Raw genomic sequence first — 11968 nt, forward strand, 5'->3', positions numbered from 1 at the left:
TCATGTTGGTCCGAGCCGAAGACACACCGCAATGCCGTTTCTCTCACCGAGCGAGGCCGCTGTTCTCCGAGTTCGGCGTTGTCACGATTAAGGGGCTCTGTTTTTAGACCGGCTTGCCCGATTGTTCTTCCTCGAATGTCACCGCAACGGCCGCATTCGCTGAAAGGCGAACCTTCTGCCCCTCGATGTCGGCGACCAGACCAGCATCGATGAAATGTGCATGGCCCTTGTGCTGGCCTTCGCCGCTGTCACGCTTGGCGAGTCGGATGCGACCGTCGACAACTGCGTCCACGGTGCCAATGTGGACGCCGTCCGCGCCGATCACTTCCATGTTCCGAGCTATCTTGTCCGTGGTCATCGAGTCTCTCCTTTTTGCATCGATTCCTTTGGGGCTACGCATCTTCGGCCAAGCGGAGGCCCGCGAACTGCCAACGCATGTGCGCAGGGAAGAAGTTGCGGTAGGTCGCACGGAGGTGTCCGGGCGGCGTGACACAAGAGCCGCCGCGCAAAACAAACTGCCCGGACATAAACTTGCCATTGTATTCGCCGACGGCGCCTTCGACCGCTCGGAAGCACGGGTAAGGCGAAAACGGGCTGCGCGTCCACTCCCAAACGTCGCCGAACAGCTGCTGCAAGCCTGGTTTCTGCGGCGATGCCGGCTTTGGCCTAAGCCTATTGAGATCGAGGAAATTACCGTCGACGTCGAGCTTCTGCGCCGCAACTTCCCATTCCACCTCGCTCGGCAGCCGCTTTCCAGACCACGTGGCGAAAGCATCGGCCTCGAAGTAGCTGACATGTGCGACGGGCGCTGTCGGGTCGACCAACTGGAAGCCTCGCAGCGTCATCGTCCAATGCTGTCCCTCGCGCATCTCCCAGTAGAGCGGATGCGACCAGCGATCGGCCAGGACTTTTGCCCAACCTTCGGACAGCCACAGAAGTGGCTTGGTGTAGCCGCCGTCCTCGATGAATTCCATCCACTCTGCGTTGGTCACCAGGCGATTGGCGAGGCGGAACGGCTCCGTCAATACGCGGTGTCGCGGTCCCTCACTGTCGAAGGCGAAACCCGCGCCGCCATGGCCGATCTCGACGATTCCTCCATCGAAGTCGGTGAAGGAGAGGGCGGGAAGCATTGCGGTCTCGACCGTCACCGGGGCAGGGTCACGATAAGCCGGCCGGATTGGATTCTGCGCGAACAGATGAAGGATGTCCGTGAGCAGGAGTTCCTGGTGCTGTTGCTCGTGGTGGCATCCGAGCTCGATCAGTTCTGCAACCGCACGGGCTGGGCGAGAGTTGAGCAGCTTCGCAACGGCGTGGTCGACATGTGACCGGTAGGCGTAGATCTCATCCAACGTCGGCCGCGTAACCATGCCGCGCCGCGGACGCGGCTGTCGCGCTCCCAGCGTCTCGTAGTACGAATTGAAGAGAAACGTGAACTTCTCGTCGAAGGGCTTGTAGTCCTTCACATAACGCGAGAGCACCATCGCCTCGAAAAACCAGGTAGTATGTGCGAGATGCCACTTTGCGGGGCTCGCATCGGGCATCGATTGAACAGTCGCATCGGCGTCGGACAGAGGCTCGCCGAGCGCCTCGCTCGTGTGCCGGACTTCGCGGTAGAACCCCTCAAGGTCAGAGGGTTGAAGTGACGATTGGAAAAGATGCGCAGAAGCCATTGCAAGTCCTCAGTATGAATTCGGAATGAGCTATCGCAACGGGCATGGCACCGCGCGGACTAAACGCCATGCAATTTTCGGAAGTCGAGAATCTTAAAGCCGTGTCCAACCGTCCAATCCTCGCCACCTTGTCGCGCTTCGAGCGACCCTACAGCGGGCGGCGAGGATGATTGTCGAACGAGCTGCAGAGCACATGCAGTTCCACTGTGTCCGCAGCGCCTCAAAGCGTGAGACGGCCCTCAGGCGGCGGTTCTCCGCGGCAACTTCCAGTCCGGCCGAACGAAATGGCAGGTGTAGCCACTCGGATAACGCTCCAGGTAATCCTGGTGTTCGGGCTCCGCCTCCCAGAAATCGCCAACAGGGGATAGTTCCGTCACGACTTTGCCCGGCCACAGCCCTGACGCCTCGACGTCCGCGATGGTTTCTTCGGCGACACGTTTCTGCTCGTCATTGGTATAGAAGATTGCGGATCTGTAGCTGGCTCCACGGTCGTTTCCTTGGCGGTTCGGCGTGGAGGGGTCGTGGATCTGGAAGAAAAACTCCAGCAAGTCGCGAAAGCTTGTTTTGCGCGGATCGAAAATGACCTCGAGCGCTTCCGCGTGCGTGCCGTGGTTGCGATAAGTGGCGTTCTTGACGTCGCCACCGGAGTAACCGACCCGGGTCGAAACGACTCCGGGCAAACGCCGCACCAGCTGCTGCATACCCCAGAAGCAGCCGCCGGCAAGGACCGCGCGTTCCGTATTCGCTGCCATTGTCAGGCCTCCTGTTTTGCAAAGAGCTTCGCGTATTCGCCGTACCCTTCGCTCTCCAACTGGTCGTGATGGATGAAGCGTAGGGAGGCCGAGTTCATGCAATATCTCAAACCACCTTTGTCGCGCGGCCCGTCGGGGAAGAGGTGACCCAGATGGCTGTCGCCGTGCTTGGAGCGGACCCCAGTGCGAATCATGCCGTGCGAGCTGTCGACCTTCTCGACGACGTTCGCAGCTTCGAGAGGTCGTGTGAAGCTCGGCCAGCCGGTGCCGCTGTCGAACTTGTCGAACGATGCGAAAAGCGGCTCGCCGGAAACGACGTCGACATAGAGACCAGGCTCTTTGTTGTTCCAGTATTCGTTTGAAAACGGGCGTTCGGTGCCATCCGTCTGCGTAACGCGGTACTGCTCGGGAGTCAGCTTCGAGACCGCTTCCGGGTTTTTCCTATAGGTCGGCATTCGCGGAACTCCTCTCTTGTTCTGGTCTGAAGATAAGTATCGGGTGGGCGAGCGTCCAATCACCACCGGCTATCGAAACCATGCCATGCGGGCCGCCGTTAGAGGTGCTTCAATCCCAGGGCGTCACGGCATTTGCCCCCAAACGGGAGGTCTGAAATTATTGGAACAGGACTTTGAATCGGCGCTCGCAGCGATACCGAGTGGCTACGGCGAAGGCATTTACGAGGGTCTGCGCTATGGCGTCACCGTGCGGAGGTCGCAAGATGGAAAGCGCATAAGCCTGTTTGCGCGAGAGCTCGCCGGTGGCGATCTCGTCAGTTTCAATTTTTACCGGTTGAGCTCCGGTGAGGGCACTTTGCGGCCCTGCGAAATGCCGGTCGATAAAGTCGTTGCTTTTGTTCACGGTTACCTTCCGGACAATCGGCCGCAGTCCACATCACGCGCCGATAGGCTTCAATGACCGCGATCGATGCGACATCGGACGAGGAGGTCCCACCGAATGCAAATCTAAGTGCTGCGATCGCAACGAGGCCGCGAAGCCGCGCGGCTGCGTTGTTGATGCCGCAGGCCGACCCGCCCAAGTCGCTCGGGACAGCGTCCAGCACTACGGTCGTGAGCGGGGTGACGCACGCCGTCACACCGATCGCCACGTTGACGACTGTACTATCGATGAACCCGAGACTTGAGCCGAGAATGGACGTGGGCAGTACCCAACGCGGATCGCGCCCCCGCGGGCCGAACCGCTGACGGGGTTTCGCAGGGCACCTTCTGGAATCCTACCAACCCGGCCCCCTTTCGCCGACCCACCGAGACCCGCGCGTTCCGTGATCGCAGGTCCTCAGACGTTAGCCAATTTCGGCTACGACGTGGAGGCGACCTGGCGTAACGATTCCAAGATCTGCGTCGGCTCCTCCCGGATCGTGAAGTCCGGTTCGACGAACGCGCTGCGGATTCGGCCTTCGGTGTCGATGATATAAGTCGCGGGAATGGGTAGCATCCAGACTGGCGAACCGTGCCTAGCGCCGAAGTCGAACCCTAGTCCGGAATAATGCGTTTTGGTTTCATCGGGCACACGGAACAATACGCCGTACGATACCGCAACCCCGTAGTCGACGTCGGACAGTACCTTCAGATCCAGGCCGAGATTTTGCTTGAGCTGGCGCGGGAATTGCCTTGTCTCGGGCGTCACGACCGCGAGCGTTGCGCCGAGGCTCTCGAATTCGTCCTTCGCGGCCTGCAGCGCGCACAGCTCGGCGGTGCAGAACGGACACCAGCCGCCTCGGAAGAAACTCAGGACGAGGGGGCCATCGCGGCGTAGTTGCTCCGAGGAGTGGAGACGGCCGTCCGCGTCCGGAAGAAGGAAGTCCGGCGCGGTGTCTCCGACCTTCAATGCGTGCGATGCCACGCCCGTATCGCGAAGCCAGCCTACGAGGTGGTTGTATGACTCCCAGTCTGCGGCGCTGAACGTCGCCAACAGCTCCGAGCGTATCTGGGCGAGTGTCTGGTCGGTCTGGTTTGACATCGGTGGAGTGTAAGACTGCGGATTAATCGGATGGGAGCAGTTGGCCGGCGGCATACCCGTCGTGGTCATGCCGCCACGCCCGCCGCTTCCGGAAGCGTTACTTGTGGCATGCCGCGATTGGGCACGTCGATAGACCAGTCGCGAAGTCGCGCCACCTTGACGAAAGCGTCCAGTGCCGGCGAGTAGCGGCGGCCCTGCACGGCCAGCAACCGGACTTCCCGCGAAACCTGATCGCCTTCGAGCGGAATGGTCTTGAGTGTCGGAAGGCGCGGCATGTGTTCCGGTGCGAGCATCACGCCAAAGCCGGCCGCTGCCATGTGCTGCAAGTGCAATTCATGCCCGCTGCAGTGGCCGAGATGGGGAGGTTCATCAGGAAAATAGGTCTGTTGGATCTTTCGAGCGACGTCGCATCCGGCGCGATCGAGCAAGACGGTCTCTCGGAGGTCGTCGATCCTGATCGACGGACGGTTTGCCAGTTGGTGTGTCGGTGCGAGAACTGCAACGTAGCGCTCCTCGAACAGCGACCAGTCATCGATACGGGCGGGCATATCCTGCACGGCGCCGACCATCGCGGCGTTGATCTCCCCCTCAAGCAACAGATTGACGAGCTTGTCTGCTGCACCCTCGCGCAGCTCGACGTGAAGGCCGGGGACGAACTTTGCGATCTCCGCGATTGGATCGACGACGAGCGACGCCGAGATCGAGGGGGCGAGGCCAATCTTCAGCGGGGCGACCTCTTTGCGTTGGAACTCCTGCGCTCTGCGACGCACCGCCTGTGCTGAAGCGAGTGTGCGCTCCAGCATCGGAAGGACTTCTTTCCCGAGGTCGGTGAGCTGCGTCAGCTGGCGCTCGCGGTAGATCAACTGGCCACCGAGCTCATGCTCGAGCTTCTGCACGCCCTTGGTCAGGGCAGGCTGCGTAACATTGCACTGCTCGGCGGCGCGGGTGAAGTTGAGGGTGGACGCGACGGCGAGGAAATAACGGACCTGATGAAGCTCCATGTGTTGTTCTCCGTCAAGTTGCGACTGTCTGTATTGACGAGCCTTTGCACTCGACGGCGTGACCGGGCACGCCGTAATCATGGCGCGTGGATGCCACTTACCGACACAGGTTGGAATGGCCCAGTCTATTGGTTTGGACGCGCGGACACGCTTTCTGGAGCCCGTGAACATGGGCCGCCGCCCGCGGCGAGGTGGGCAAGGACCGGGATCAGTTCGGACGGGTCGCCGCGCCGCGTGTAGTCGACGCTGATGTCGGCATACTCGATCGTCCCGTCACGGGCCACGACGTACCGGGCGGGCATGGTCAACGTCCAGCTCGCATCGCCGTTGAAGGTCGCGAGATCCAATCCTGATTCCTGCTCGACGGTACGCAATTCGTCGGAGGCCTTCCAGCGCAGGCCGAATGCGTGCGCGACCTTGCCCCCCGCGTCGACCAGGCTGGCGAATGAAAGGGCATTTCGCCTCTGCGTCTCAAGGCTGTTGTCAGCGGTCTGCTGCGAGACGACCACCAGCGAGGCACCAAGGCTGCGAATGTCGCGAGAGGCTGACTCGATCGCGCGAAGGTCAACTGTGCAATAAGGGCACCACCTTCCTCTGTAGAAAACGAGGACCATCGGGCCGTGCCGTAGCGCCTCGCGCGACGAGAACGCCCGGCCGTTACCGTCACGCAACCGAAACGAGGGGGCTTGCTCCCCGGCTTGCGTAGCCCGCTCGGCCAGTCCAGAGGCGGCAAGCGCTTCCACCGCCCGTTGCCGAACGAGCGTCACATTTGGCGGGGTCCTCGCCAAATCAGCGGCTTTAACAGCGTCCAACTGGTCCTGGAGTAACATCTTCGGCTCGTCGCGCGGCGCGATATACCGCTGTCATAATCGCTGATGTAGTGTGGGTCGGGTAGCCTTGCTACGAGAGTTTGAGTTATTTTTGTCGTGCATGAATGAGCGTCCTCGGACGGGGCGGCTATTTCTTTCTTTTTGAGCTCGATTTTGGTGCAGAAACCTTAGCGAGATCCGCCGCAAGAGACTTCCGCAGCCGAGGCGCGGCGAATTCCATAAAGCGACGCAGCTTGAGGGGAAGGATCGCCAGCCCCGCATGCACCATGTGCACCGGGGTGGGCTCGGGCTCGTAGTCTTCGAGAATGACCCTCAATTTCCCCGCTTCTACCGCCCGCGCGACCTGATAGGAGAGTACGTTCGTGACGCCGACACCGGCGATCGCTGCATCGATCGCCGCCTCGGCGGTGTTGATTTTCAGCCGGCAATAGGGGCGGACGCTCCTCGAGGCCTTGCCGCGCGGGTTGAAGATCCACGTCATCCCGGCCGCGAGAGCCGTGAACGTTACGCACATGTGCTCCGATAGGTCCTCGGGGGCTCTAGGGACGCCATGAGCTGCGAAATAGTCAGGACTACCGCAAACTACTCGTCTGATATCGCCGACTTTCGTGGCTATGAGCGTGCTGTCGGGCAACATGCCGACTCGAACCGCCAGGTCGATATGCTCGTCAACGATGTTGATCGTGTGGTCGGACAGCGTCAATTGAACGCTGATCTGTGGGAAGTGGGCTAGGAATTCGTTCACGACCGGTACGACATGCAGGCGTCCGAAGACAATCGGAGCGGTCATCGTAAGCGTGCCGCGTGGGACGCTGTATTCTCCGGCGGCCTGCGTTTCGGCCTCCTCGACCTGTTCCAGGATGCGTTTGCATGCGGCAACGTAGGCGACGCCCGCCTCTGTCAGCGACAGTTTCCGCGTGGATCGAACCAGCAGCTGGGTGTTGAGGTGCGTCTCAAGTTCGGCAACCTTCCGGCTGATCGTCGGCAGCGGGACGCCGAGTTGCCGGCCCGCCGCCGAGAAGCTGCCTGCCTCGGCGGACGCCACCAAAATCGACATTGCATCAAGCCGGTCCATTTTCTCTCACATTCCGAGAGGCCATTTCTCACGATTACCGGATTATGTCGTGGAGCGGTAGGGGCTACACAGCGGTTCGAAGGCCAAGCGTGCCAGATTTGAATGGAGAGGAGAGAGAATGTCCCGCATCGCTATTCCCGGGCGCGATGATGCACCCGCCGAGTCTCAGCCGATACTCGACAACGTCAACAGGATGCTGGGGTTTGTGCCGAATCACTATCGCCTCATGTCCATAAGCCCGAATGCGCTCAGCGGTTGGGCGGGGCTGATGGGGCCAGTGTCGAAGACCCTCGATCTGAAGACCCGGGAAGGGATCGCACTAGCAGTCTCGGAGGCTAACGGTTGCGATTACTGCCTTGCCGCGCACAGCTACGTCTCGACAAATTTGGCGAAGATTCCCCCGGAGGAGATTGCGCTAAACCGTCAGGGCTGCTCCAGCGACCCCAAACGCAAGGCTGCGGTTGCTTTCGCGAAGGCGCTCATCGAAACGCGCGGCAAAGTCTCCGACGCCCAGTTCGAAGCTGTCAGGGATGCAGGCTGGACCGATGCCAACATCGTCGAAATAATCGCGCTGACCGCTCAGTTCCTGTTGACCAACTTCATCAATAATGCGGTAAGGACCCCGATCGATTTTCCAGCGGTCAGCCCCGCGAAGACAGATTAGCGGGGTGAATTCGATTGCTGGGCCGAAACAGCGGATGGCCGGGCGGCCCTCCTAGTTCCGATGCCAACTTAGTTTGCTCGCGGGCGCCAAGCGTCCAGTAGCGGCTCGGGGCGCTTCGGCGCGTCCACGAGACCGAGCGCGGCAATTCTGTGATAATCGGCGCGAACCTTGCCTGGCGCTAATCCGGGTCGATATTCGGAATGGGAAGCTCGCTCAGGTCGTCATCATAGTTGGCTGCCGGCCCGACGCTGACGCTATCGTTGGTGCGGATGTCGGCGCTGAGGCCGAGGGTTCGCCCGACAGGACACAGGTCGGCGGCCTGCATCAGCTGGGCCCGTTGATCTTTGCTCAGGTTTCCTTCGAGCGCGATGGATCGCTCGAACACGTCGCGCTCTCCCTCTTCACCGTGGTGATACGACACGGCCACCTCGAGGTGGGACAGAGGGAATTTGCGCCTTTGCGCTTGGAATCGTATCGTCATCGCTGTGCATGCAGCGAGCGAAGCGCTCAGTAATTCGTATGGATTCGCACCAGCCGCCCCGCCGTTCACGGCGCCGATCGAGAACTCCGATGCACCGGCACGCCCGTTGAGTGCATCGGCGCTATTTAGATCGCCCGCTACCACAGCCTGTGGGCCGGGGGTGCCACCACTGCCTGAATGCGTCATCCTGCTCTCCTTTCAGATCCTGACAGGACCCCTGGTGAGCCCGTCACAGACACTTCTCATTCACTTCAAGCGCTTGCCGCCATCTCGCGAGATCGGTAGTCGTTGGTGCACGTTTCTTCTCCGGCAGTGCCGTGCCGAACGCTCAAGGGACAGATCCTCCCGTTGCAGGCGGTCAGGAGTGCGGACTGTCTCCGCGTGTGGCGTCCGCATAATATTGTGGCGCCTCGCGCCGATCGTATTTCCCATAGTCCCGCACGATGCGAACCGTCCGGATTCTCGCCTTGTCGTTCGGCGCAGAAGCGTCCTCGTAGGCTTGCGCGGCCGCGGCGTCCTTCCAAGTTATCAGGAGGATCAACTCGCCGGGTGTGAGGACGGCGTCGAAGATGTCCCACGACGTGCTATCGGCGGCGAAGGGATTCAGGCCGAGCCATTCAGCGCAATCGTATGGATTGTTGGTCTGCTTCCACTGTGCAGGTCGAGAGGCGTTGATCAGTGTCACGGTCGTTCCCTCGCCGACCTCCGTCTCGTCGAGCCTCTGTTCCGTAAGGGCGTACCCTTCCGGGAGGTGATTGTCGGCGGTGACTTGGCCAACGCGCAGGCGATAGTCGGCTAGGATTTCGTCGCGGCCTTTCTGCTGGAGCTCGTGGTGATGTATGCGGGTGCGCCAACGAACCAGCGACTTCTCGTCTCGCCAGTTCGACAGTGAAAGGATCCAGCCTTCACGAATCAGGCTCTTGTAACGGATGTTGTCGACGAAGCCTTCTTCTTGCTCCAGTTCGGGACGCAGCTTCTCGGCATTGTCGAGGTAGTCGTCCCTTTTGTCAGTGTTTGGGAGAACTTCGAAAATTACTGAAAACATGGCCGTATCCCGTTTCTATAACCCGTGACGCTGTTGATTTCGATTTCGAAGTGACCCGACCCGTGCCATGACACGGCGTTGACGAAGGTTCCAGCCGATGGCGATCGAGATGGATAATGGCCGGCAACAACTAAGCTGGAGCCTTCCAACCGCAAATAAGAGGATCGAGCTTTGCCGGTTGGGCTGGTAGCCCTTGCAGTCGAATTTGATAAATTCACCGTACGCATGAGTAGGCTCTCTAAACCTCTCGTTTAGGTTGCGTTTTCGCATGGGTTGGACGCGGCCGATTATCCCGCTGACTGCGGCATCTCGCCTGATGCGGAGCGGTCGTACGCGAGAAGAAGCGCTTTTCAGGCACCGTAGCGTTCGGTCTTGATCAACCCGGGCTCCAACTCCAGTGCGAGAGCGGCATCCGCCGCGATGTTGACGAAGGGATTTGACCCACACACGAAGACAGCGCCAGGCGAGGCGGGCAGCCTCCTCGTCACATCGGCGACCATTTCCGCGTCGATTCTCCTGCTGAAATCCTTGCCACGCTTTGCCGGCTCGCGGGTCAGCGCCAAGGCAAAGGCGAAATCGGGCAGCGAACTCTCGAGTCCGAGGAGCTCATCCCTGAACAGGACGTCGTTCCAGGTCCGCGAGGAAAGCAACAGTGCGACCGGGACATGCTCACCGCTTGCTTTTCTATGCCGGATCATGGCCATAAGCGGTACCACGCCGGAGCCGGCGCCAATCAAAAGCACAGGCTTCTCGGTCGGCCCGGGCCAAAGAAAATGCCCGCCAAGTGGTCCGCGAAGCTCGATCGTATCGCCGACCTGAGCGACATCGTGGAAAAACGGCGAGACCTCACCATCCGCGAGGCGCTCGATGGCGAGTTCGATCACGTCCGAACCGTCCGGGGCGGAAGCGATCGAGTAGCTGCGCATAGCCGTGTAGCCGTCGGGCGCAGTCAAGCGGACATCAACGTGTTGGCCGGCCTTGTAGTCGAACGATTTCGCGAGGCGGAAGCAATAGCTCTTGATGGTTGGCGTTCTCGCGACAATCTCGACAATCGCGCAGCTCTGCCAACGCGCTGTGGCCGAAAACGCATCAGTCATTCGTATAGCGCTGCTCACGCCATGGGTCGCCATACACGTGGTAACCGCGCAGCTCCCAGAAACCGGGCTCGTCCCGTTGGGTGAACTGAAGTCCGTTCACCCACTTCGCCGATTTCCAGAAATAGAGATGAGGCACAAGCAGGCGCGCCGGCCCTCCGTGATCGCGCGGAAGCGGCTGCCCTTCATATTTAAGCGCGACCATCGCCTTGCCCGTCGCAAGGTCCGCGAGGGGCACGTTGGTTGAGTATCCGTCGTAGCAATGCGCGAGCGCGAAAGAAGTCGGAGCGCCAAGACCGGCGTCGGCGAGAATGTCGTCGATGGCCACGCCCTCCCATGCCGTATTGAGCTTCGACCACGACGTCACGCAGTGGATGTCTCTCGTCATCTTGGTTTTTGGAAGGGAATTGAATTCCGACCAATTCCAGACCTTGACCGGACGAGGTCCGACCTTGAGCGTGAAAGTCCAGTCCCCGGTTTCGATGCGCGGCGTGGGGCCGGCGGTGAGCACCGGAAAATTATCGACGAGATGCTGTCCCGGGGGGATCCGGTCCGATAGGTCCGATCCGGATTGCGGGCCTGTGAAACCACGAGTGACCATGGCGGATTTCCTCTGTCCTTGGTAAACATACGCCGGTCCGCACAAAACGCTAAACTGTCGTGGGCCGGGCGCGAATGCATGGGCGAGAATGAAACGGGCCGCGCCGAAAGAGAAATGACCTCGCGCCATGGAGTCGATAGCCGCGCGTTATGATGATCGTCCCGAAGCTGCGTCGACCCCACATCTGCCTGACGTGGACTGCTCCAGCAGCTCAGTCAGCATCCTGACGGCCTCCGTTAGCTCAAGGACCTCGCGCTCCCGCAGTTGGTCGATCTTCTCATGCAACAGCTCGATTTCGAGCTCCGCCTTCACATTGATGCGGTAATCATTCTCGGCCGCTTTGCGATCGATATCCCGTTGCCTGTTCTGGCTCATCATGATGATTGGCGCGGCATAAGCCGCTTGGAACGAAAGCGCGAGGTTGAGAAGAATAAACGGATAAGGATCCCAGCCCCTGATTGCGCCGAGGATGTTGGCGGCGATCCAGACGAACAGGATCAGGCTCTGAATGATGATGAAGGTCCACGATCCCATCACGGTGGCGACCGCGTCCGCGATCCGTTGCCCTAGCGACATGCCCGCGACGGCCGTCGGCTCATCCATGTCCTGAAGGCGAAGTGAGCGGCGCGCTTGCCTGAGATCAGCGAGCAGGTCGCGCTCGGCTTCTTCCATGCCGTCCTGATCTTCTAGCTTCTCGTTCACGCTGCCAATACCATTTCGCTCGAATGCACGGCCGACACCGCCGGGCGTTCCCGATGTTTGATTATCGCGTCGTTCA

15 protein-coding genes are annotated in these 11968 nt (G+C 60.5%); 1 reads left to right on the forward strand and 14 read right to left on the reverse strand.

Features of this window, described 5'->3' with window-relative positions; translation table 11 throughout:
* Positions 1 to 103: 103 nt before the first annotated feature.
* The 9 genes from LB545_RS09605 to LB545_RS09645 all read right to left on the reverse strand — a co-directional run bounded on the left by LB545_RS09605 (position 104) and on the right by LB545_RS09645 (position 7305).
* Complete coding sequence (locus tag LB545_RS09605) at positions 104 to 358, reverse strand: DUF2171 domain-containing protein (protein WP_140581460.1); 255 nt, start codon at positions 356 to 358, stop codon at positions 104 to 106.
* 34 nt (positions 359 to 392) lie between these two features.
* Positions 393 to 1670, reverse strand: coding sequence for an ergothioneine biosynthesis protein EgtB (gene egtB, locus LB545_RS09610; protein ID WP_140581457.1), 1278 nt, complete (start codon positions 1668 to 1670; stop codon positions 393 to 395).
* A gap of 239 nt (positions 1671 to 1909) precedes the next feature.
* The gene (msrA, locus tag LB545_RS09615) at positions 1910 to 2422 is read right to left on the reverse strand and encodes a peptide-methionine (S)-S-oxide reductase MsrA (RefSeq protein ID WP_140581453.1); all 513 of its coding nucleotides are present in this window, start codon (positions 2420 to 2422) and stop codon (positions 1910 to 1912) included.
* A 2-nt stretch (positions 2423 to 2424) separates the two neighbouring features.
* Positions 2425 to 2877, reverse strand: coding sequence for a peptide-methionine (R)-S-oxide reductase MsrB (msrB, locus tag LB545_RS09620; protein WP_140581450.1), 453 nt, complete (start codon positions 2875 to 2877; stop codon positions 2425 to 2427).
* A gap of 157 nt (positions 2878 to 3034) precedes the next feature.
* Positions 3035 to 3280 (reverse strand): hypothetical protein, encoded by a 246-nt coding sequence (locus tag LB545_RS30995; RefSeq protein WP_181171893.1) that lies wholly within the window; start codon positions 3278 to 3280, stop codon positions 3035 to 3037.
* 456 nt (positions 3281 to 3736) lie between these two features.
* Positions 3737 to 4468 (reverse strand): peroxiredoxin-like family protein, encoded by a 732-nt coding sequence (locus LB545_RS09630; protein WP_140581447.1) that lies wholly within the window; start codon positions 4466 to 4468, stop codon positions 3737 to 3739.
* Positions 4465 to 5400, reverse strand: coding sequence for a LysR family transcriptional regulator (locus tag LB545_RS09635; RefSeq protein ID WP_140581444.1), 936 nt, complete (start codon positions 5398 to 5400; stop codon positions 4465 to 4467). Before LB545_RS09635 ends, LB545_RS09630 begins: the two co-directional genes overlap by 4 nt.
* A 125-nt stretch (positions 5401 to 5525) precedes the next feature.
* Entirely contained in the window at positions 5526 to 6230 is a 705-nt protein-coding gene (locus LB545_RS09640; protein ID WP_140581441.1) for a peroxiredoxin-like family protein, read from the reverse strand.
* A gap of 127 nt (positions 6231 to 6357) precedes the next feature.
* Entirely contained in the window at positions 6358 to 7305 is a 948-nt protein-coding gene (locus LB545_RS09645) for a LysR family transcriptional regulator (protein ID WP_140581439.1), read from the reverse strand.
* A 118-nt stretch (positions 7306 to 7423) separates the two neighbouring features.
* On the opposite strand from LB545_RS09645, the gene LB545_RS09650 reads away from it, so the two are divergent.
* A complete protein-coding gene (locus LB545_RS09650) occupies positions 7424 to 7969 on the forward strand; it encodes a carboxymuconolactone decarboxylase family protein (RefSeq protein WP_140581436.1) in 546 nt (181 codons plus the stop codon).
* Between the two features lie 178 nt (positions 7970 to 8147).
* On the opposite strand, the gene LB545_RS09655 is transcribed toward LB545_RS09650, so the two are convergent.
* The 5 genes from LB545_RS09655 to LB545_RS09675 all read right to left on the reverse strand — a co-directional run bounded on the left by LB545_RS09655 (position 8148) and on the right by LB545_RS09675 (position 11892).
* Entirely contained in the window at positions 8148 to 8636 is a 489-nt protein-coding gene (locus tag LB545_RS09655) for an OsmC family protein (protein ID WP_140581434.1), read from the reverse strand.
* 172 nt (positions 8637 to 8808) lie between these two features.
* Entirely contained in the window at positions 8809 to 9495 is a 687-nt protein-coding gene (locus tag LB545_RS09660; RefSeq protein WP_140581431.1) for an antibiotic biosynthesis monooxygenase family protein, read from the reverse strand.
* A 350-nt stretch (positions 9496 to 9845) separates the two neighbouring features.
* The gene (locus tag LB545_RS09665) at positions 9846 to 10592 is read right to left on the reverse strand and encodes a ferredoxin reductase (RefSeq protein WP_181171894.1); all 747 of its coding nucleotides are present in this window, start codon (positions 10590 to 10592) and stop codon (positions 9846 to 9848) included.
* Complete coding sequence (locus LB545_RS09670; RefSeq protein ID WP_140581428.1) at positions 10585 to 11190, reverse strand: sulfite oxidase-like oxidoreductase; 606 nt, start codon at positions 11188 to 11190, stop codon at positions 10585 to 10587. The genes LB545_RS09665 and LB545_RS09670 overlap by 8 nt, the downstream gene beginning before the upstream one ends.
* A 147-nt stretch (positions 11191 to 11337) precedes the next feature.
* Entirely contained in the window at positions 11338 to 11892 is a 555-nt protein-coding gene (locus tag LB545_RS09675) for a DUF1003 domain-containing protein (RefSeq protein ID WP_140581425.1), read from the reverse strand.
* Positions 11893 to 11968: the final 76 nt, after the last annotated feature.

Origin of the sequence: Mesorhizobium sp. BR1-1-6, from assembly GCF_020165355.1 — a bacterium.
GTDB lineage: Bacteria > Pseudomonadota > Alphaproteobacteria > Rhizobiales > Rhizobiaceae > Mesorhizobium.

What these genes read in the sequence shown, in the direction of transcription:
- msrA (WP_140581453.1), bottom strand. Translation starts at nt 2,422, where the DNA reads ATGGCAGCGAATACGGAACGCGCGGTCCTTGCCGGCGGCTGCTTCTGG.
- egtB (WP_140581457.1), bottom strand. Translation starts at nt 1,670, where the DNA reads ATGGCTTCTGCGCATCTTTTCCAATCGTCACTTCAACCCTCTGACCTT.
- LB545_RS09655 (WP_140581434.1), bottom strand. Translation starts at nt 8,636, where the DNA reads ATGACGCATTCAGGCAGTGGTGGCACCCCCGGCCCACAGGCTGTGGTA.
- LB545_RS09665 (WP_181171894.1), bottom strand. Translation starts at nt 10,592, where the DNA reads ATGACTGATGCGTTTTCGGCCACAGCGCGTTGGCAGAGCTGCGCGATT.
- LB545_RS09670 (WP_140581428.1), bottom strand. Translation starts at nt 11,190, where the DNA reads ATGGTCACTCGTGGTTTCACAGGCCCGCAATCCGGATCGGACCTATCG.
- LB545_RS09650 (WP_140581436.1), top strand. Translation starts at nt 7,424, where the DNA reads ATGTCCCGCATCGCTATTCCCGGGCGCGATGATGCACCCGCCGAGTCT.
- msrB (WP_140581450.1), bottom strand. Translation starts at nt 2,877, where the DNA reads ATGCCGACCTATAGGAAAAACCCGGAAGCGGTCTCGAAGCTGACTCCC.
- LB545_RS09605 (WP_140581460.1), bottom strand. Translation starts at nt 358, where the DNA reads ATGACCACGGACAAGATAGCTCGGAACATGGAAGTGATCGGCGCGGAC.
- LB545_RS09660 (WP_140581431.1), bottom strand. Translation starts at nt 9,495, where the DNA reads ATGTTTTCAGTAATTTTCGAAGTTCTCCCAAACACTGACAAAAGGGAC.
- LB545_RS09630 (WP_140581447.1), bottom strand. Translation starts at nt 4,468, where the DNA reads ATGACCACGACGGGTATGCCGCCGGCCAACTGCTCCCATCCGATTAAT.
- LB545_RS09635 (WP_140581444.1), bottom strand. Translation starts at nt 5,400, where the DNA reads ATGGAGCTTCATCAGGTCCGTTATTTCCTCGCCGTCGCGTCCACCCTC.
- LB545_RS09640 (WP_140581441.1), bottom strand. Translation starts at nt 6,230, where the DNA reads ATGTTACTCCAGGACCAGTTGGACGCTGTTAAAGCCGCTGATTTGGCG.
- LB545_RS09645 (WP_140581439.1), bottom strand. Translation starts at nt 7,305, where the DNA reads ATGGACCGGCTTGATGCAATGTCGATTTTGGTGGCGTCCGCCGAGGCA.